The following is an 18,697-nucleotide window of genomic DNA, read 5'->3' as shown; positions in this document are numbered from 1 at the left end:
TCGGGTCAGGCGGTCTCGGCTGCGTCGACGCGGGCATGGCCGCCCTCGCCGGGGCTGATGCGCATGCGCCTGGGATGCAGGCGGATCAGGCTTTCGTGATGGGCGATCGAGACGATCTGCATCGCCGGCATGCGGGCGCGCAGCATGGCGAAGAGGCTGGCGGCCGACTCCTCGTCGAGCGCGGAGAGCGCCTCGTCGAGGAACAGCCAGTCCGGCCGCGCGACCAGCACGCGCGCAAGGGCGAGGCGCTGCTGCTCGCCGCCCGACAGGCGCAGCGCCCAGTTGTCGACATGTTCGAGACGCAGGCCGAGGCCGCCGAGGCCGACCTCGGCGAGGGCCGCGCGGACGGTTTCGTCGTCCACCTCGTATTCCTGCTGCGGATAGGCGACCGCGCGCTTGAGCGAGCCGAGCGGAAAATAGGGTTTCTGGGGCAGGAACATCGCCGTGCCGGAGGGCCGGGCGACGCGGCCGCGGCCGAACGGCCAGATACCGGCGAGCGCGCGGAACAGTGTGGATTTTCCGGTGCCGGAGGGGCCGGTGATGACCACCGGCTCGCCGCGCTCGATGGCGAGGCTGGCGCCGGCGAAAAGATGCCGCCCGTCGGGCAGCGAGACGGTGAGATCTTCGGCATGCAGTGCTGCATCCGCCGGCGCGACGACATGGTCGGGCCGGTGCGCGTGCGCCTGCTTCACCGCGCGCTCGAACCCATCGAGACGCTGCACGGTGGCGCGCCAGCCGACCAGCTGCGGATAGGCCGAAACGAACCAGGAGAACGAGCCCTGCACGTTGCCGAAGATATTGTTGATCTGCAGCAGCAGGCCGAGGGTGAAGAGGCCGGAGAAATAGCCGGGGGCGGCGATCAGGATCGGGAAGATGATCGCCACCTGGCTGAAGCCGATGGTGAAGAAGTTCAGCGCCTTGGTGCGCTTCATGATCTTCCACCAGTTGAGGTAGATCGCATGGAAGCGCTGCTTCAGGCCGACCCCTTCCTCGGCCTCGCCGCCATAGAGCGCGATCTGCTCGGTGTTCTCGCGCACGCGGATGAGATTGAAGCGGAAATCGGCGTCGACCTGCTGCTGCTGGAAGCTCAGCGGGATCAGTTTCCAGCCGATCACATGGGTCAGATAGGTGCCGATGAGCGAATAGACGATCGCGATCCAGACCAGATAGCCGGGGATCACCAGGCCAAGCAGGTGCAGCGGCGGCACCAGGAACCACAGCACGAAGATGAAGCTGCAGAGGTTCACGATGTTGGAGATGAAGCTGATGCCAAGGGACAGGTTGTTGGAGACGAAGCTGCGCAGGTCGTCAGCGATCCGCTGGTCGGGGTTATCGAGCGGGCTGCCGGCCTCGGCCTTCAGGCTGAGCTGGTAATGCGCGCGGTTGGCCAGCCAGTCAGCCACGAAATTTTCGGTGATCCAGCGGCGCCAGCGGATTTCCAGCATCTGCTGGAGATAGAAGGCGTAGACGCCGACGAGGATGTTGAGGGTGGCGATCTCGGTGAAACCGGGGACGAACCAGGGATAGCCCTTGATCATCCGGTAGGTGAAGATCGACTGCCAGAAACCGGCGGCGTCCTTGGCCTGGAGCGCGTTGTAGAAGATCTTGTACCAGTAGGAATAAAGAACGTTGAGATAGACCGAGACGAGGTTGAGGGCGATGATGGTCGCGAGCAGGGCCAGCGCCGGCCAGCGCTCTTTCGAGGCGAAATAGGGCCGGGCGAGGCGCCAGGCATCCGCCAGGGCGGCGATCACCGCGCGCAGGAACCTCATGAATGCGGCGCCGCCGCGCGGGAGATGGCATCGAGCCAGCGCCGCAGCCGGGCGGCATTGGCGCCGAAATCCGAATAGCCGTAGAGCGAGCGGGAATAGAGGATCAGGTCGCTGCCGCCGGCCGGGTCGGGGCGGACCTGAGCGATCACCACATCGGGGAAGTTCGCCACGGGCGTGCGCGCGACCCAGGCTTGCTGCATCCGGGCCGGATCGGCCGAGAGGCCATAGGTTCGCGGCTCGGCGGCCGCGACACGGGCGACGAGCGCATAGAGCGCGGCGGGCGGCAGGCCGTAGCGCGGCGTGTCGAACGTGGGTTTCGGGGTGAAGCCGGCGGGGGCCGCCAGCGCCTTGTTGGGCGAGGCCGGGAGGGCGAGATGGGGGAAATCGACATGCCCCGGCGGGGTGACGCCGGCGGCGCCGGCGAAGCCGCAGGCGGGGAAGACGATGCTGAGCAGCAGGGGCAACAATCCAACAGCCATCAGGCGGTCTCTCCGGGAGGAATGGCGGGCTGGGCGAGACGAATGACGCCCCGCACGGCATCGGGTTCGACCACCTTGCCCTTGCGCAGGATCACGATGCTGCCCTCGCGGGCAAGGTCGAGCGCGGTGCGGCGGATGGTGGCGCCAGGCGTCGGGCGCGGTTTCGCCGCGCGCGGCGGCGAGATGCCGGGCGGCATCCGTCGGGCAGATCGAGGCGCCTGGCCGACAGGCAGCGAGGGCACCGCGAATCGCGCGGCCGGCTTCGTCGGGGCTGGCAGAGTGCGGAGCACGGGTCATGCCGTCATGTCTGGCGCGGATCGGGCGTTCCGGCAAGCTCCCGCGCCGCCAACCGCGAAGGGTTCGGGCCGTGCTGCGCGGCTCAGATCCCGGCCGGCAGCCGCGCGCGAAGCATGTCCGCCGCCATGGCGGGCCCGATCCATGGCCCCTGCACCTCGGCGATTCCGAGCTCCCGGGCTTTCTGCAATTCGGACTCGGTTTCCACCCCATCGAGCAGGACGGTGACGTCGAACCGGCGGGCGATGTCGATCGCGGCGCGGATCAGCACCACGTCCGGCCCGGCGGGATCGGCCACCAGGGCGCGAACCAGCCGGCGGTCGAATTTGAGGCCGCTGAACGGCAGGCGGGACAGCAGGGCAAGCCCCCCGAAATCGTGACCGAACCCTTCGAGGATGACGCCAATTCCGGCGTCCCGCAGGCCGGCGATCTGCTGCTGGAGATGCTCGCCGCCGATCACGAGGTCGGCTTCGTCGATCAGGATGTCGAGCCTCTGGAGGTCGATGCCGAGCGGCTCGAAGGCCTGGCGCACGAGGCCGACGGCGTAGCCATCCCCGAGGGTGGCGCCAGGAAGCGGAACGCCGACATGCCAGCCCGGCGGCCCGGCGGCGAGTTCGGCCGCGACGGCGCGCAGCGTGTAGGACAGCATGTCGTGACGCAGCATCGCCCGGTCGATCCCGCGCAGCAGGGGAGCGACCGGCATCAGGCCGCGGCGGCGGTTCGGCAGGCCGAGCCAGAGATCGGCGCCAACGAACCGCTCGGCGGAGGGGGCGAGGCTGAGGCGCGGGATGTAGCGGCGGACGAAACTGTCCTGCCGCAAGGCATCGGCGAGGCGGGCCGCCCGCTTGCGCTGCTCGCCGGCTTCGAGACGGCGGAGCGACGCGCGCTCGCGACGCTCCGTTTCAGCCGAACCGGACTCCGAAACGCCCGACCGAACCGGCGCGGTGGCCGCTGTCGGCCGAAAGTCCGGTGACTGCGATACACTCAAAAGACACTACTCCATCGACGCGTCCCACGTGACGGGATGATGAAGCAGGATGGGTAAAATATACCTTAACGTGACACGATAAATGCGACGACGAGCTTATTTTAGGGCGTTTCAGACGCCGATCGTGTCGAGCAGGCGGGTGGTGCCAAGACGGGCGGCGGCGAGCAGGCGGGCGCCCGAATCGAGCGCCGCGAGCGGGGCCAGACTCGTTTCGTCGACGAGTTCGAGATAATCTAGGACGAACCCGCCGGCGGCGAGCGTCTGCCGGCTCGCGGCAAGGGTCGCGCCGACCGGGGCGCCGGCGCGCAGCTCGTCGCGCGTGCGTAGCAGGACCCGATGCAGCAGCGGCGCGCGGGCGCGCTCGGCGGCGTCGAGATAACGGTTGCGCGAGGACATCGCGAGGCCGTCTGCCTCGCGCAGGGTCGGGCCGACGACAATCTCCACCGGCAGGAACAGGTCGCTCGCGACGCGGCGAATGACCTGCACCTGCTGCCAGTCCTTCTCGCCGAACCAGGCGGCGTTCGGCCCCACCTGGCCGAGCAGCTTGGCCACGACCGTCGCCACGCCCCGGTAATGGCCGGGTCGGACCGCGCCTTCGAGCACCGTCGACAGCCCGGCGACATCGATCATGGTGGCATCGCCGGGCGGATACATCGTCGCCACCTCGGGTAGCCAGGCCAGCGCGCAGCCGGCATCGGCGAGCAGCGCGCAGTCGCGCGCGGGGTCGCGCGGGTAGCGGGTGAAATCCTCGTTCGGACCGAACTGGGTGGGGTTGACGAAGATGGAGGCGGCCACGACGTGCCCGGCCGCGCGGGCCGCGCGAACCAGGGAGAGATGGCCCTCGTGCAGCGCGCCCATGGTCGGCACCAGAGCGAGGGAGGCACGGCCGCCTTCCGCCAGCGCCGCGCGGGCGGCCCGCAGGTCGTGGAGATGACGGACGATCTGCATGGTGTGTCTCCATGAAAGACGGCTGGTTGAGGGCGTTTTGAGGGAATCCGGCGGCCGCGTCCATGCCCGCTGGCGGAAGGCTGTTCCGCCGGCAAAGGCGCGGCCATACATTCGGAAAACATAAACTATCCGCGAGCGGGCCGCGCCGGAGGCGGAAGCGCACTTTGGAAATCGGCGGGGTAACTATATGTAGCGGTCATGGCACGCCAATCGTCTCCCGCGAAACAGTGGATCCATCAGGAAATCAGGCTTGGAGGACGCCGCGCCCGGCTCGCGATCGGGCTCGGCATCGCCTCCACCCTCATCGCGATCGGGCAGATCGCCTGCGCCGCCGGGCTGCTGGCCGCGGCGATCGCGCCGGGGCATCTGCCCGTCGCGCTGCTCGGGCTCGGCTTCATCACCGCCGCCCTGCTGCGGGCGGGGCTGATCGTCGGCCAGGAACACGAGGCGAGCCGGCTCGGTATCGCCGCCCGCCGGCGGCTGCGCAGCGACACGCTGGGCCGGCTGATGAGCGCGGGGCCGGGGCTGCTGCGCGGGCGGCATTCGGCGGAGCTGTCGATCATCGTGGTCGACCGCGTCGAGGCGATGAACGGGCTGCACGGGCGCTGGATTCCGGCGGCGCGGCTCGCCGCGATCGGGCCGGCGCTGGTCGCGCTCGCCGCCGCGATCGCGGACTGGCGCAGCGGGCTCATCCTAGCGGTGAGCGGCGTTCTGGTGCCGGTGTTCATGGCCATGACCGGGATTGGCACCGGGGTCGCGGCGCGGTGCCAGTTCACCGCGATGGCGCGGTTGCAGACCCGCTTTCTCGATCGCGTGCGCGGCATCGCCACCATCGTGCTGGCCGGGCGCGCGGAGGCCGAGGCGGCATCGCTCGGCCGCGCCGCCGACGAGTTGCGCCACCGCACCATGCGAATTCTGCGCATCGCCTTCCTCAACGCCACGGCGCTCGACCTGCTGGCCGCGGCGGCGCTGGTGGGGATCGCCATCCGCTTCGCCGGGCCGCTGCTCGCCGGCCACGCAGCACTGGCGCCGACCGCGCTGTTCTGCGTGCTGCTGGTGCCGGAGTTCTTCGCGCCGCTGCGCGCGTTCTCGGCCGTGTATCAGGACCGGATGACCGCGCAGACCGCGGCCGAAGACCTGGTCGGCCTGCCCGAGCCGCAGACGGTCGCGGTGCCGCCGGATGCCATCCGCACGGTGACGGCGCGGGGCATCACGATCGGTTTCGAGCAGGTCGGCTTCGCCTGGAGCGAGGCGCGCGGCCCGGTGTTGCAGGATCTCAGCTTCCAGTTGCCCGCGGGGAGATGATGATGCTGGTCGGCCCCTCGGGCGCCGGAAAATCCACCATCATCGAGCTGCTCCTTGGCTATATCAGGCCGCAATCCGGGCGGATCACGCTGAACGGCGCGCCGATCGAGACGATCGTGCCAGCCGCCCTCGCCCGCATGACGGCGCTGATCAGCCAGCGGCCGGTGCTGTTCGCCGGAACGATCGAGGAGAATATCCGGATGGGCCGGCCGGAGGCGAGCGAGGCCGACCTGCTGGAGGCGGCGCGGCTCGCGCGGGTGAGCGAGTTCGCCGACCAGCTTCCCGAAGGACTGGCGACCCGCATCGGCGATGGCGGCTACGGGCTGTCAGGCGGCCAGGCGCAGCGGATCGCGATTGCCCGCGCCTTTCTCAAGGATGCCAGCCTGCTGCTGCTCGACGAGCCGACCGCGCAGCTCGATCCGGCGACCGAGCGCGAGGTGGTGGACAGCCTCAGGCGGCTGGCGATCGGGCGGACCGTAGTGCTCGCCAGCCATGCCGCCTTCGCCCATGAATTCAGCGGCCGCAAGCTCGATCTCGGCGCCGCCCAGGCGGCGCGGCTCGAGGGGGTGGCGTGATGAGGGATGTCGTGTTCGCGCCGCTGCTGCGGGTGATCCTGATCTGGCGGCGGCAGGCGCCGGCGATCGCCTTCGGCGCGCTGGTCGCACTGGCCTCGCTTGCCTCCGGAGTCGCACTGATGGCCGGCGCCGGGCACTATATCGCGGCCTCGGCGATCGGCCTCGCCGTTGTCGTGCCGGTGGTGCTGGAGGTGACCGGCGTCGCGCGGGTGGTGCTGCGGTATCTGGAGCGGCTGACGACGCATGATGCGACCTTCCGCGCGCTGGCGGCGCTGCGGTTGTGGTTCTATCGCGGGTTCGCGCGCAGTGCCGCCGGCGGGCTCGGGTTCCGGCGCTCGGGCGATGTGCTGGCGCGGCTGGTCAACGATATCGAGGCGCTGGACGGGGTGCTGCTGCGGCTGCTGATCCCGCTGCTCGGCGCGGTGATGCTGGTGCCGGCGCTGCTGGTGGTGATCGGCCACGATGACGACGCCGCCGCGGTGCTGGTGCTGGCGCTGTTCGCCATCGTCGCGTTCGTGATGCCGTGGCGGGCGATGGTCGCGGCGCGGGCGGCCGCGGCGGACGAGACCGAGGCAGGCGGCGCCCTGCGCGTCGCGGTGCTCGACACGCTGACGGGGTTGCGGGAAATCAAGGTCTACGAGGCCGAGGGGCGGATGCTCGCCGGTGTGCAATGGCAGGAATCCCGGCTGTTCCGCGCCGAACGCGACCTCGCCGCGCGCGGGGCGGCATTGCAGGGTCTCGCCTTCCTCGCCACCCAGGGCGCGCTGCTCGCGGTGCTGCTGATCCATGGCGCGCATCCGCTGGCCGTGGTGGTGGCGGTTTTCGTCGTCGTCGCCGCGTTCGAGGCGGTGGGCGGCATGCCGCGCGCGGGCGTGATCGCGGGACGGGCCTCGGCGGCGGCGACGCGGGTTCTCGAAGCGGCCGAGGCCGCGCCGCCGGTGCGCGATCCCGAGCGCCCGGCGCCGATGCCGGCCGGCAACGCGCTCGCCTTCGAGCATGTCGGGTTCCGCTGGACGCCGGAGGGCCAGGCGGTGTTCGACGACCTGTCGCTCGACGTGCCGGCGGGGTCGCGGGTCGCGGTGCTCGGGCCGTCAGGGGCGGGAAAGTCGACGCTCGCCGCACTGGCGCTGAAGCTGGCGGCGCCCGAGCAGGGCAGGATCCGGCTCGGCGGGACGGATATCGGCACGCTGCGGGCCGCGGATGTGCGCGCGCGGATCGCCTGGCTGTCGCAGGCGACGCATCTCTTCGCCGACACGATCCGTAACAACCTGCTGATCGGGCGCGACGATGCCGATGACGAGGCGCTCTGGGCGGCGCTGGAGGCGGCGCGGATCGCCGATGTCGTGCGTGCGCTTCCGGACGGGCTGGAGACGTGGGTCGGCGAACAGGGCTCGCAGTTTTCCGGCGGCCAGGGGCGGCGCCTCGCGCTGGCGCGGGTGCTGCTGAGCCCGGCGCCGATCCTGATTCTCGACGAGCCGTGCTCGGGCCTCGACCTCGAAACCGAGCGCGCCTTCCTCGCCACGCTCAACAACACGCTGGACGGGCGGACGGTGCTGATGATCACCCACCGGCTGACCGGGGTGGAGAAGCTCGACAGGATCTATCGGTTGCAGAATGGCAAGCTGACGGTGGCGACGAGATAGGGGCGTCGCCGCGCCGCGAGGCCGCAGCCGCCGGCTCAGGCGACGGCGGCGAGATCCGGGGCGGCGGTGCTGGCGCGGCGGTAGTTCGCGGCATCGGCGAACAAGGCGCGCAGCAGAAGGTTGTTGAGCCGGTGGCCGGTGCGCGCGCCGATGAACCGGCCGCGAATGGCGGCGCCGGCCAGCGCCAGATCGCCCACCACGTCGAGCAGCTTGTGGCGGACGAACTCGTCAGGGCTGCGCAGCCCTTCGGGGTTGAGGATGCTGTCGCCATCGACCACCACGGCGTTGCCGAGGGTGCCGCCGAGGGCGAGGCCCGCCTCGCGCAGACGGTCGATATCCTGTTTCATGGTGAAGGTGCGGGCGCGGGACAGCTCGGTTGTGAAGCTTTCCGGGGTGATTTCGAGGGAGAGCGCCTGGCGGCCGATCGCACGGGCGGGAAAGTCGATCTGCAGTGCCGCGGTGAAGCCATATTCACCCGCGGCGGCGGGGCGCAGCTCGGCGAAAGCGGCGCCGTCGCTCACCCGGATGGGGCGGCAGATGTCGATGATGTCCCGCGGCAAGGCGGTTTCGACAATGCCGGCACAGCGGATGAGGAAAACGAATTCCGCCGCGGAACCATCGAGGATCGGGACCTCCGGGCCGTCGACCTCGATCAGCGCATCGTCGATGCCGAGGCCGGCGAGCGCCGCCATGACATGTTCGACCGTGCCGATCCTGGCTTCCGGCCGGTGCGGATCGGCCAGGACGGTGCAGAGCCTGGTATCGGCCACAAGGTCGTGGCGGGCGGGAATGGTGACGCCGAGATCGGTGCGGCGGAAGCCGATGCCAGAACCGGGCTCGGCGGGGACGAGGCGCAGAGTCACGTCCTGTCCGCCATGCAGGCCGACGCCGCGGCAGGCGATCTCCGCACCGAGGCCACGCCGTCTCACGGGGCTGTCCTGCCCGACGATGAAGGGGCGGCTGAACGGAATGGCGGTGGACATCATGCGGTGAAAGCCTTGTGTTAAACGCGAAAGCCTTCGACAGGCTCGTTATTGCGGTGCAAACTAGCCCGGCGGGACGGCGGAGGGAAATCAATGAATATTTCTGATTATTTCCATATAAACCTATGATTTTGTTATTTTTATGGCGGCGCTGACACAAACGGTTCACAGCCCCGGGCGGCGCGGTTTGCCTTTGCCGGCCGGTTCTGCTTTCAGGGGGAACGGAGCGCGGCGCCGCCGCGCCAGACCGGGGAACCCATGACTGTCGCACTGATCGTCGCCGCCGGCCGTGGCCATCGCCTCGGCGGTCCCATTCCGAAACAGTACCGTCTGCTTGACGGCGTGCCGATCCTTCGCCGCACGGCTGAGGCGCTGCGCCGGCATGCGGCGGTGCGGGCGGTGCGGGTGGTGATCAACCCCGCCGATCGGGGGCTGTATGACGAGGCCATGGCAGGGCTCGGGCTCGTGGAACCGGTGACGGGCGGCGCCTCGCGGCAGGAATCGGTGCGCAACGGCCTCGAATCGATCGCTTCCCTCGCCCCCGAGACGGTGCTGATCCATGACGGGGTGCGGCCCTTCGTTGCCCCGACCGTGATCGGCGCGGTGCTCGACGCGCTCGGCCGCGTGCCCGGCGCGGTGGTCGGCGTGCCGGTCACCGACACGCTGAAACGGTGCCGCGGCGCCGTGGTCACCGGAACGGTGGAGCGGGCGGATCTGTGGCGGGCGCAGACACCGCAGGGCTTCCGCTACGAGGCGATCCTCGGCGCGCATCGGCGCGTGCATGCGGCACATCCGGGGCGAGACTTCACCGATGATTGCGCGGTGGCGGAGCTCGCAGGCCTCACGGTCGAGATGGTCCCGGGCAGCGAGGAGAATTTCAAGATCACGACCGAGGCCGACCTGCTGCGCGCCGAGGCCATGCTGCGCGAACGGGGGCGCTTGCTGGCCGTCGCAGATTAGGGCAGGCGCCGATCAGGGCAGGCGCCGATCAGGGTAGTCCCGGGCCCTGCCCTCCCCTGCCCTGGCGCGCCGTTGGCTCAGCCGATCCCCGCCGCGGCGATGAGCACGACACCGAGGCTGACCAGAGCGAGTCCGGCCATCTCGCCGCGCCGCGTGCGCTCGCCGAGGAAAAAATGGCCGACCGCAAGGGTGAACAGGATCTCGATCTGGCCAAAGCCGCGCACGAGGGCGGCGCTGGTCAGCGCGAAGCCGGCGAACCAGCAGCCCGAGCCGCAGGCGGAGAGCAGGCCGACCGGCGCCGCCCGCCGCCAGAGGGTGAAGCATTTGGCCAGTTCGCCCCGGTTCCGCAGCGCCATGACGCCGCCCTGGACCAGGGTTTGCAGCAGGTTGGTGACGGTGAGGGTGAGCACGGCCTTGAGCACGACCGGCGTGGCGGGGCCGAGCGTCAGCGTCGCCTCGCGCAGCAGGATCGCGGTGACGGCAAAGCCGAAGCCGGACCCGAGGCCGCAGAGAGCGGCGGGCTGCACCGAGGCGCGCAGCAGATCGGCCGGGGAGAGTTTCTGGCCGACGAAGGACAGCGCGAGCACGCCGGCAACCGCGAGCATGATCCCGACTATGGCGAGCGGCGGAATCCGCACCCCGAGCACCAGAACCGAGAAGATGACGAGCTGCGCCGCCTCGGTCTTCGCATAGGCGGTGCCGACCACGAAATTGCGGTGGCCGAAGGCCATGATCAGCAGCATGGTGCCGAAGATCTGGGCGATGCCGCCGGCGAGGCAATCGAGCAGGAAGGCGGGCGGGATCGCCGGCAGGGCGCGGCGGAGCAGGAGAAGCGCCACGCCGAGCAGCAGGATATCGGCCGGTAGCGCGTAGACGAACCGGACGAAGCCGGCCGCCGGGGCGCTGAGCGCGCCGCGCAGCCGGGCCTGCAGCGCCGTTCGCCAGACCTGGAACAGCGCGGCGGCGATGGTCACCGGTATCCAGGCGGGAACCAGGCTCATGCCAGCGCCGCGACATGGGCGCAGAAACGCGCGGCGAGCGCCACCAGATCGGCGACGACCGCCTCGCCGAGCGCGGCATCGGCGCCGGTGGCGTCGGCGGTGGCGGAGGCCGGCGCGATCTCGGGATATTCGGCGGGCGCGTCGATATCGACCCCTCGAAGCCGATCGTGCCGAAGCCGGTGACCGGGCAGCCAAGCAGGCTGGCGCCGGCGGCGGGCTTGCGCGCAAGATCGGGGCGGGAGACGTCGGGCGGAGGCAGAGCGCGATCGAGGCGAGCGGCTCGGCGCCATGGCCGAACCGCCCGGGCGCGGGGCCGATGCGGGCCTGCATCAGGCGGCTTGCGACCTTCCAGAGATAGAAGGACGGGATCACCGGCCCGCCGGCGCGGCGGATGGCAAGGGTTGCCTCATGCACCAGCGGCGCGTTGCCGCCATGGCCGTTGAGAATGACGATACGCTCGAACCCCGTGCGGCGCAGATCGGCGATCAGGTCGGCGAGCACGGCGCGGAAGGTGGCGGGGGCGAGCGCGAGGCCGCCGGGCACGGCGCCGAAATGATCCGCGGCACCGAAGGGCAGCGCCGGGGCCGCGAGGGTGAGAGTGCCCGAATCGGTCGCGGCGCGCGCGATCCGCCGGGCCAGCGCTTCGGCAAGGCGGAAATCGCCCATCGGGGCATGCGCGCCCTGGTCTTCCTGGCTGCCGAGTGGCAGCAGCACCAGCGGACGGCGCGGCAGGAGGGCTTGCAATTCGGCACTGGTCAGATCATCGAAAGCTGTTTTAAACATTTGTTCATCCTCCTGCGGGGATCCATGCTGGACGCAATTGTTGTGCGCTGGCAATGGAACGCATCCAATTTGAGGGAATTTGCATGTCAGGACCGACTTCATCGCCAGCGCCCTTGCCCATGGCCGGAATTGTGCCGGTCATCCTGGCCGGCGGAACCGGAACACGGCTCTGGCCGGTTTCACGCAAATCGTATCCGAAGCAGTTCTGGCCGCTCGTGTCGTCGCGGACCATGCTGCAGGAAACCGCGGCGCGGGCCCAGGGCGAGCGTTTCGCGCCCGCGATCGTGGTGGCGAACGAGGCGCATCGCTTCATCGTCGCCGAACAGCTGCGCGGCGAGGGCCATGAGGGAACGCGGATCCTGCTGGAGCCGGTGGGGCGGAACAGCGCGCCGGCCATCGCAGCCGCGGCGCTGCTGATCGCCGAAACCAATCCCGACCAGGTGATGTGGATCATGGCGGCGGACGCCTCGATCGCGGATGCGGACTCGCTCGGCCGCGCGCTCGCCATCGCCGCCGCTGCCGCGCGGGACGGGCAGATCGTCACCTTCGGGATGCAGCCGAATATGGCCGAAACCGGCTATGGCTATATCGAGCAGGGCGAAACGCTGGCCGGGCATGAAGGCGCGTTCCGCATCGCCCGCTTCGTCGAGAAGCCGGATGCGGCGACAGCGGCGAGGCTGATCGCCGACGGGCGGCATTACTGGAATTCAGGCATGTTCGTCGCGACCGCGCGGACCATGCTGGCGGAGATGGAGCGGCTGGCCCCCGAGGTCGCGCGCAGCGTGCGGGCGGCGTTCGACGCGCGGATCCCCGATCTGGATTTCATCCGGCTTGAAACCGCGGCGTTCCGCAGCGCGCCCGATATCAGCATCGACTACGCGATTGCCGAGAAGACCGACCGCGCCGCCGTGGTGCCGGCCGCGCTCGGCTGGTCGGATGTCGGCTCGTGGTCGGCCATCTGGGACATCGCCGAGAAGGACGCGGCCGGCAACGCGGCGCTGGGCGATGCCGTGATCGAGGATTCCAGCGGCTGCTATGTCCGCAGTGACGGCGCGATGACCGCGGTTCTCGGGCTCGAGAACACCGTTGTGGTGACGACGCCGGATGCCGTGCTGGTCGCGCACCGGGACAAGGCGCAGAACGTCAAGCGCGTCGTCGATGCGCTGAAGCGGATGAAGCGGCCCGAGGCGGAGGATCACAATCGAGTGTACCGGCCCTGGGGGTTCTATGAGAGCCTGATTCAGGGCGACCGCTTCCAGGTCAAGCGGATCGTGGTGATGCCCGGCGCGAAGCTCAGCCTGCAGAAGCACTTCCACCGTGCCGAGCACTGGGTGGTGGTGGCCGGCTCGGCGCTGGTGACGCGGGACGCCGAGACGCATCTCGTGCGCGAGAACGAGAGTATCTACCTGCCGCTCGGCTGCGTTCACAGGATGGAGAATCCCGGCAAGATCCCGCTGACGCTGATCGAGGTGCAGTCTGGCTCCTATCTCGGCGAGGACGATATCGTTCGCTACGAGGACACGTACGGGCGGAGCTGAATTCGGCCTATGTTCTTGTTTTGTTCTTGACAGCGCGCGTGATTTCCGGTGTGCTGCGTAGGAACGGAGCACGAACATGGACACATTCATACCGCGAGGCCTTCGGCCCGACGGCCGTGGCACCAGGCTTGCCCCACCCAACCGGTTCGAAACCACGCGCCATGATGCGTTCGACGACGGGTGGGGCATGCTGGACGAGAAGGAGGCAGCCCCCGAGACGGTGCTGATCCGCGACGCGACGAAATCGGTGATCAGCCGCAACGACAGTCCGGATCTCGGTTTCGATCGCGGGCTCAACCCGTATCGGGGCTGCGAGCATGGCTGCATCTACTGCTATGCGCGGCCGACCCATGCGTGGATCGGCCTGTCGGCGGGGCTCGATTTCGAGACCAAGCTGGTGTTCAAGCCCGAGGCGGCGACGCTGCTGGAGCGCGAGCTGTCGCGCAAGGGCTATCAACCGGCCACTATCGTGCTGGGCTCGAATACCGACCCGTATCAGCCGGTCGAGCGGCAGCTGCGGCTGACGCGCGCGGTGCTGGAGGTGCTGGAGCGGTTCGGACATCCGGTTGCGATCGTCACCAAATCGGCCGGAGTGCTGCGGGATGCCGACATTCTGGCGCGGATGGCGACGCGCAACCTCGCCCGCGTGCATCTCTCGGTGACGACGCTGGACGCAAGGCTCGCCCGGGCGATGGAACCGCGCGCGGCGACACCGGCGCGGCGGCTCGATGCGATGGCCGGACTCAAAGAGGCGGGAATCCCGGTCGGCGTGCTGGCCGCGCCGATGATTCCGGGGCTCAACGATCCCGAGCTGGAGCGCATTCTCGAAGCGGCGGCGCGGTCGGGCGCGTCGTCCGCCAATGCGATCCTGCTGCGCCTGCCGCACGAGCTGGGCGCGCTGTTCGAGGACTGGCTGAACCGCACCATGCCGGACCGCGCCGCGCATGTGCTGAGCCTGATCCGCCAGACTCGCGGCGGCGCGCTGAATGATGCCGCCTTCGGCAGCCGGTTTCGCGGCACCGGGGCCTATGCGGGGCTCTTGCGCGCGCGTTTCGAACGGGCGGCGCGCCAGTTCGGGCTGAGCGAAACGCCGCCGCCGCTCGATTGCAGCCAGTTCGCCAAGCCGCGCGCGACAGCTGCGGCGGCGCAGCTGTCGCTGTTCTGACCACCGCTCGGCCCGCCCCTGCGGTCAGGCGCGGCCGAGACGCTCGGCGCCGCCGCCACGGGCGGGAGAAGCGGTCGGGTCTTCCTCGTCCTCGCCCAGATCGCCGACCAGCGTTTCCGTGGTCAGGATCAGCTTGGCGACCGAGGCGGCGTTGCGCAGCGCCGTGCAGGTGACGCGGACGGGATCGATGATGCCGGCATCATACATGTTCTGGAACGTGCCGATGGCGGCGTTGTAGCCGAAGCCGCCATTCACCGCCGAAACCTTGGCGATCACGTGGTCAGGGTCGCCGCCGGCATTGGTCACGATGCGCCAGAGCGGCCTTGTGAGGATGGAGCGGACAAGTTTCACCCCCTCCGCGACATCGCCGCTGACGCCGGCCAGCACCTCGTCGAGCACCGGGCCGATCTGCGCCAACGCGGTGCCGCCGCCGGCAACCACTCCCTCCTCGCTCGCGGCGCGCACGGCGGCGAGCGAATCCTCGATCAGCTGGATCGTGCGCTTCTGCTCGACCGGCGTCGCCCCGCCCGCATAGAGAATGGCGGTGCCGCCGGAAAGTTTCGCGAGGCGCTCGCGCAGCTTGTCCTGCTCGATGTTGGGCGGTGCCGCATCGTGCATGCGCTGAACCTGTGCGCGGCGCGCGGCGATCGCAGCCGGATCGCCGGCGCCGCCGATGATCGCGGTGTGCGTGGCACTGGTGCGTACCCGCTCGGCGCCGCCGAGATCAGCTTCGGTGACATCCTCGATCCGGCCGCCGAGATCGCGAGCGATGACGCGGCCGCCGGTGATGATGGCGATATCCTCCATCATCGCCTTGCGCCAGTTGCCGTATTCGGGCGGGTGCACGACGAGGTAGCGGCCCGGCCCGTCGCGCCCGAGCAGGCTGACGACGACCTCCGGCGCCACCTCCTCGGCGATCACGAGGAGCGGGCGGCCGGCCTCGGCGGCAAGCGCCCGCGCCGCATCGAGCGCATGGGGATCACGGATCTTGAGATCCGTCATCAGGATCAGTGGCCGTTCGAGCACGGCCTCCATCTTCTCCTGATCGGTCACCATGTGATGCGAGATATAGCCGCGATCGAAGGACATGCCTTCAACGACGTCCAGCGTGGTTTCGGTGGTCACGCTGAAATCGGTGGTGATGACGCCCTCGGCGCCGACCCGCGCGAAGGCCTCGGCTACCAAGGCGCCGAGATGCGGCTCGGTCGCGGCGATGTTGGCCACCGCGGCCAGCATGCCGTTGCCGGAAGCGGGCCGGGCGGCGGCCTTGAGGGAGGAGGCCACGCGCTCGACCGCGAGATCGATCCCGCGGATGAGATCGACCGCGCGGGCGCCGCGCTCGCTGGCCTCGACGCCGGCCTGGACGAGCGCGTTGGCCAGCACGATCGCCGTGGTAGTGCCGTCTCCCGCCAGTTCGTTGGTCTGCATCGAGACCTCGCGGACCACCTGCGCGCCCATGTTCTCGAACCGGTTCGGCAGCTCGATTTCCACCGCGATGCTGACGCCATCGCGCGTGACCATCGGCGTGCCGATCGGCCGGTCGATCATCGCGTTCATTCCCTTAGGCCCGAGCGTCGGCTCGACGGCGGCCGCGAGCCGGCCCACACCGCGGGCCAGCGCGCGACGCGCTTCGGAATTATGCAGAAGCAGCTTAGCCATTTTGTCTCCCTTCGGCCGAATGACCGGCGCGCTGCGTGGACCGGCCTATTCGGCGGCGACCGCGAGCGGCGAGGCCGCAAGCGCCGCCTTCTTCGCCGCGATATCGATGCCGTAGAGCTTGGCTGCATTGAGGCCGAGGATCTTTTCCTTGATCGCCGGGGTGAGATCGATGCCGCGCTCCTGCTTCACATCCTCAGGCAGCTCGAAATTCCAGAATTTCTCGACCAGCCAGCGCGGCGTCCAGATCGCGTAGTCGGAGCCGAACAGGATGCGGTCCTCGCCGAGCCAGAACAGCAACTCGCCCATGATTTCGGCGAAGTAGCGCGGCCGGGAGTGGATGAAGGGGAGCACGACGGCGAGGCCGCCATAGACATTCGCTTCCTGCACCGCGATCCAGCAGAAATCGTCGATGCGGGGCTGGCCGCAATGCTCGACGACCCAGTTGAGATTGGGGAAGTCGGTCGCGGCGTAATCGACGTCGTGAACGTCGAAGGCGTCCTTGCTCAGCGGGATGATGGTCGGACCCTTGTGGACGTGCATGTTCCTGATGCCGAGCTTCTCGCACAGCTCGAAGCATTTGTAGGCCTCGGGATCGTTCAGCCGCCAGCCGCGGGAGGCGCCGTTCCATTCGGCGGTGTAGAGTTTCACGCCCTGGATATTATATGTTTCTTTCATGTAATGGATATATTCGAGCGCCTTCTCGCCATCCCGCGGGTCGAACGCGCCATTGATGATGAAGCGCTCGGGATAGCGGGCGGCGACGTCGGCATTGCGTTCGATCGTGTTGAAACCGGTCTTGTAGAAATCCTTGAGGTAGGTGGACTGCACGATCGCGACATCGTCGGGGCCGTCGATGAAGAGATCGCGATAGAGATCATCGGCGCTGTATTTCTCGAACTTCTCCTTCGGCCACAATTTGTCGGGCGGGCTCAGCGCGTTGTGATAGGCGAAGAAGCACTCGATGAACTGCTTGCCGTGAATGTTGCTCTGGTTCGCCGGGCTGCCATCCCAGAAATGGGTGTGGCCATCGACGATGAAGATTTCCTTGCCCTCGGGCGTTACGAACATGGTTTCCTCCACGTGTTGATTGCTTGCCGGTCGGCGCGCCACGCGCGGGTTGCGCGCGGGCGCGCCGGAGTGCCGCGGTTCAGATGTATTCGAAGACGTCGTCCATATTGCCGAACAGGATCACGGTGTTGTCGTCGACGCGGACCATGCGGCCGTAATGCGTCGAGGTGTTCACCTCGAAGATCTCGGCCGTCATGTCACGGCCGAGATACTCGCCGATCTCGTCCATCTTGAAGATCAGCTTGCCGTGGCCGTCGATGCGGATCAGGGCGGGCTGGTAGGTGACGGTGACGCCGGGCTTGTCGCTCATGAATTCGGCGATGGCGCGGGCCTCGACCGAATCGTTCATCGTCACGCCGCATTGATCCGAGATCGTCTGCTCGAAGGTGATATCCTTCATCTGCTTGAAGATGGTCGAATGGGTCGCGTCGCGTGCTGCTGTTGACATGATATTATCTCCTGTGCGGGGCGTCAGGCGAGACCGAGTTCGCCGAGGATCTTGCCGATGCGCTCCTGCGACTGCGCCCTGACATCCTGGAACGAGACGGGTTTGGAATGGGGCATCGACCAGATCGGTTGCAGGCCGAGGGCCGCCTTGTCGGCGAGGGCGCGGTGTTTTTCGAGCCAGCCATGGAGGATGGCGCGGTTCTCGCCGCCGTGTTTCTCGTCGTTGGCAAGGAGGTAGATGAGGTCGATCGTGTTCGCGAGGTTGCGTTCGTAATCGGCCTCGGCGGCGGAGATCACCGGGGGCGTGACGAAATCGTTGTTGGCGGCGGCGACCTGCATCAGGAAGCCGGAGCGGAACAGCTCGCCCACCAGCGGCTCGAAGACGATGTTGATCGCGAAATACTGTTCGAGATAGTCGCTCGACCCCATGATCGTCTCGATCGCCTCGCGCGTGCCCTGCCAGATCGGGTCCTCAAGCCAGGCGACCTTGCCGAGCTCGTCGTTCCAGCCGGGAATGTCCATGCCGATTTCGGCGAGGTAGAGCGTGATATCCTGCGCGAGGCGCATCTTGTAGGAGGAATTGGTCAGCGTCGCGTTGTTGATCATCTGCGTGTAGCCGTAGCGCTGCGCCTGCATCAGCGAGGTGCCGAGGCCGAATTCGGCGTGTTTCCAGGCGCCGAGATGGGCTTGCAGGATGCGTTGCCAGACCTTGTCGAAATTCGCCGGGGCGCCGGCGCGGCGGGCATTGGCGATGACGCTCTGCACCATCGTCTCGATGCGGGACTGGCGCTGGTAGTGGGTGCGTTCCCATTCCTGGTCCGGCGCGCGGAAGGCGTGCCAGTTGCTGCTTTTCAGCGCCGTGGCGTCCTTCACATAGGCGCCCTTGCCGTTCGCGAAGGAGATGATCCAGTTCTGGATCAGGTAGCGCTCGGGATCGGGCTGGACATCGACGGTGACGTCTTCGTAATGGGTCGCGCGCTTGCCGCGCGGCTCGAAATAACGGTAGCGGCGGCTGTCGGAATCCGCGAAAATCGCCGCTCCCGCGGCACCCGATCCGACTGAACTCGACAAGGCTGGCATGGTGTCTCT

Annotated in this window: 15 protein-coding genes and 2 pseudogenes; 5 read left to right on the top strand and 12 right to left on the bottom strand. The window is 68.6% G+C overall.

The window, feature by feature from the left end; genetic code table 11:
• Positions 1-5: 5 nt before the first annotated feature.
• From ACIDOCELLA78_RS000000103195 to panC, 5 genes and pseudogenes are all read right to left on the bottom strand, one after another.
• Positions 6-1,772 (bottom strand): ABC transporter ATP-binding protein/permease, encoded by a 1,767-nt coding sequence (locus ACIDOCELLA78_RS000000103195; protein WP_201728349.1) that lies wholly within the window; start codon positions 1,770-1,772, stop codon positions 6-8.
• Positions 1,769-2,251: a DUF1499 domain-containing protein gene (locus ACIDOCELLA78_RS000000103190; protein WP_201728348.1), complete on the bottom strand. Its 483-nt coding sequence runs from the start codon at positions 2,249-2,251 to the stop codon at positions 1,769-1,771. Before ACIDOCELLA78_RS000000103190 ends, ACIDOCELLA78_RS000000103195 begins: the two co-directional genes overlap by 4 nt.
• Positions 2,251-2,548 (bottom strand): annotated as a pseudogene (locus tag ACIDOCELLA78_RS000000103185) (DUF3253 domain-containing protein). The gene ACIDOCELLA78_RS000000103190 and the pseudogene ACIDOCELLA78_RS000000103185 overlap by 1 nt, the downstream one beginning before the upstream one ends.
• A gap of 82 nt (positions 2,549-2,630) precedes the next feature.
• Positions 2,631-3,533 carry an EAL domain-containing protein gene (locus ACIDOCELLA78_RS000000103180; RefSeq protein ID WP_201728347.1) on the bottom strand — a complete coding sequence of 301 codons (903 nt, stop codon included), beginning with the start codon at positions 3,531-3,533 and terminating at the stop codon, positions 2,631-2,633.
• Between the two features lie 111 nt (positions 3,534-3,644).
• The gene (gene panC / locus ACIDOCELLA78_RS000000103175; protein ID WP_201728346.1) at positions 3,645-4,481 is read right to left on the bottom strand and encodes a pantoate--beta-alanine ligase; all 837 of its coding nucleotides are present in this window, start codon (positions 4,479-4,481) and stop codon (positions 3,645-3,647) included.
• Positions 4,482-4,679: 198 nt separating this feature from the next.
• On the opposite strand from panC, the pseudogene cydD reads away from it, so the two are divergent.
• Both cydD and cydC read left to right on the top strand, forming a co-directional pair.
• Positions 4,680-6,361, top strand: a pseudogene (gene cydD, locus ACIDOCELLA78_RS000000103170) (thiol reductant ABC exporter subunit CydD).
• Positions 6,361-8,004, top strand: coding sequence for a thiol reductant ABC exporter subunit CydC (gene cydC, locus ACIDOCELLA78_RS000000103165; RefSeq protein WP_201728345.1), 1,644 nt, complete (start codon positions 6,361-6,363; stop codon positions 8,002-8,004). Before cydD ends, cydC begins: the two are co-directional and overlap by 1 nt.
• A 35-nt stretch (positions 8,005-8,039) precedes the next feature.
• Here cydC and lpxC read toward each other — a convergent pair whose 3' ends face one another.
• Positions 8,040-8,987, bottom strand: coding sequence for a UDP-3-O-acyl-N-acetylglucosamine deacetylase (lpxC, locus tag ACIDOCELLA78_RS000000103160; protein WP_201728385.1), 948 nt, complete (start codon positions 8,985-8,987; stop codon positions 8,040-8,042).
• Between the two features lie 258 nt (positions 8,988-9,245).
• On the opposite strand from lpxC, the gene ispD reads away from it, so the two are divergent.
• On the top strand, positions 9,246-9,947 hold the full coding sequence (gene ispD / locus ACIDOCELLA78_RS000000103155) for a 2-C-methyl-D-erythritol 4-phosphate cytidylyltransferase (protein ID WP_201728344.1): 702 nt from the start codon (positions 9,246-9,248) through the stop codon (positions 9,945-9,947).
• Positions 9,948-10,024: 77 nt separating this feature from the next.
• Here ispD and ACIDOCELLA78_RS000000103150 read toward each other — a convergent pair whose 3' ends face one another.
• Both ACIDOCELLA78_RS000000103150 and ACIDOCELLA78_RS000000103145 read right to left on the bottom strand, forming a co-directional pair.
• A complete protein-coding gene (locus tag ACIDOCELLA78_RS000000103150; RefSeq protein ID WP_249675575.1) occupies positions 10,025-11,731 on the bottom strand; it encodes a creatininase family protein in 1,707 nt (568 codons plus the stop codon).
• Between the two features lie 4 nt (positions 11,732-11,735).
• A complete protein-coding gene (locus ACIDOCELLA78_RS000000103145) occupies positions 11,736-11,963 on the bottom strand; it encodes a hypothetical protein (protein WP_201728388.1) in 228 nt (75 codons plus the stop codon).
• Between ACIDOCELLA78_RS000000103145 and ACIDOCELLA78_RS000000103140 the strand changes: the two genes are divergently transcribed.
• The gene (locus ACIDOCELLA78_RS000000103140; RefSeq protein WP_249675601.1) at positions 11,863-13,269 is read left to right on the top strand and encodes a mannose-1-phosphate guanylyltransferase/mannose-6-phosphate isomerase; all 1,407 of its coding nucleotides are present in this window, start codon (positions 11,863-11,865) and stop codon (positions 13,267-13,269) included. The genes ACIDOCELLA78_RS000000103145 and ACIDOCELLA78_RS000000103140 overlap by 101 nt on opposite strands.
• Before the next feature lie 76 nt (positions 13,270-13,345).
• Positions 13,346-14,434: a PA0069 family radical SAM protein gene (locus tag ACIDOCELLA78_RS000000103135; protein WP_201728341.1), complete on the top strand. Its 1,089-nt coding sequence runs from the start codon at positions 13,346-13,348 to the stop codon at positions 14,432-14,434.
• Positions 14,435-14,458: 24 nt separating this feature from the next.
• Here ACIDOCELLA78_RS000000103135 and ACIDOCELLA78_RS000000103130 read toward each other — a convergent pair whose 3' ends face one another.
• The 4 genes from ACIDOCELLA78_RS000000103130 to ACIDOCELLA78_RS000000103115 form a co-directional block, all read right to left on the bottom strand.
• Entirely contained in the window at positions 14,459-16,093 is a 1,635-nt protein-coding gene (locus ACIDOCELLA78_RS000000103130; RefSeq protein WP_201728340.1) for a molecular chaperone GroEL, read from the bottom strand.
• A gap of 45 nt (positions 16,094-16,138) precedes the next feature.
• Positions 16,139-17,161 carry an amidohydrolase family protein gene (locus ACIDOCELLA78_RS000000103125; RefSeq protein WP_201728384.1) on the bottom strand — a complete coding sequence of 341 codons (1,023 nt, stop codon included), beginning with the start codon at positions 17,159-17,161 and terminating at the stop codon, positions 16,139-16,141.
• Between the two features lie 79 nt (positions 17,162-17,240).
• Positions 17,241-17,609, bottom strand: a complete 369-nt coding sequence (locus ACIDOCELLA78_RS000000103120; RefSeq protein WP_174502530.1) for an MmoB/DmpM family protein — start codon at positions 17,607-17,609, stop codon at positions 17,241-17,243.
• 23 nt (positions 17,610-17,632) lie between these two features.
• Positions 17,633-18,688, bottom strand: coding sequence for an aromatic/alkene monooxygenase hydroxylase subunit beta (locus ACIDOCELLA78_RS000000103115; protein ID WP_201728339.1), 1,056 nt, complete (start codon positions 18,686-18,688; stop codon positions 17,633-17,635).
• Positions 18,689-18,697: the final 9 nt, after the last annotated feature.

The sequence above is a fragment of the Acidocella sp. C78 genome, assembly GCF_907164655.1.
Note: the sequence above shows the minus strand (reverse complement) of the source record. Positions and strands in the feature narration are given on the sequence as shown.

What these genes read in the sequence shown, in the direction of transcription:
- ACIDOCELLA78_RS000000103195 (WP_201728349.1), bottom strand. Translation starts at nt 1,772, where the DNA reads ATGAGGTTCCTGCGCGCGGTGATCGCCGCCCTGGCGGATGCCTGGCGC.
- ACIDOCELLA78_RS000000103190 (WP_201728348.1), bottom strand. Translation starts at nt 2,251, where the DNA reads ATGGCTGTTGGATTGTTGCCCCTGCTGCTCAGCATCGTCTTCCCCGCC.
- panC (WP_201728346.1), bottom strand. Translation starts at nt 4,481, where the DNA reads ATGCAGATCGTCCGTCATCTCCACGACCTGCGGGCCGCCCGCGCGGCG.
- cydC (WP_201728345.1), top strand. Translation starts at nt 6,361, where the DNA reads ATGAGGGATGTCGTGTTCGCGCCGCTGCTGCGGGTGATCCTGATCTGG.
- lpxC (WP_201728385.1), bottom strand. Translation starts at nt 8,987, where the DNA reads ATGTCCACCGCCATTCCGTTCAGCCGCCCCTTCATCGTCGGGCAGGAC.
- ispD (WP_201728344.1), top strand. Translation starts at nt 9,246, where the DNA reads ATGACTGTCGCACTGATCGTCGCCGCCGGCCGTGGCCATCGCCTCGGC.
- ACIDOCELLA78_RS000000103150 (WP_249675575.1), bottom strand. Translation starts at nt 11,731, where the DNA reads ATGTTTAAAACAGCTTTCGATGATCTGACCAGTGCCGAATTGCAAGCC.
- ACIDOCELLA78_RS000000103145 (WP_201728388.1), bottom strand. Translation starts at nt 11,963, where the DNA reads ATGGTCCGCGACGACACGAGCGGCCAGAACTGCTTCGGATACGATTTG.
- ACIDOCELLA78_RS000000103135 (WP_201728341.1), top strand. Translation starts at nt 13,346, where the DNA reads ATGGACACATTCATACCGCGAGGCCTTCGGCCCGACGGCCGTGGCACC.
- ACIDOCELLA78_RS000000103130 (WP_201728340.1), bottom strand. Translation starts at nt 16,093, where the DNA reads ATGGCTAAGCTGCTTCTGCATAATTCCGAAGCGCGTCGCGCGCTGGCC.
- ACIDOCELLA78_RS000000103125 (WP_201728384.1), bottom strand. Translation starts at nt 17,161, where the DNA reads ATGTTCGTAACGCCCGAGGGCAAGGAAATCTTCATCGTCGATGGCCAC.
- ACIDOCELLA78_RS000000103120 (WP_174502530.1), bottom strand. Translation starts at nt 17,609, where the DNA reads ATGTCAACAGCAGCACGCGACGCGACCCATTCGACCATCTTCAAGCAG.
- ACIDOCELLA78_RS000000103115 (WP_201728339.1), bottom strand. Translation starts at nt 18,688, where the DNA reads ATGCCAGCCTTGTCGAGTTCAGTCGGATCGGGTGCCGCGGGAGCGGCG.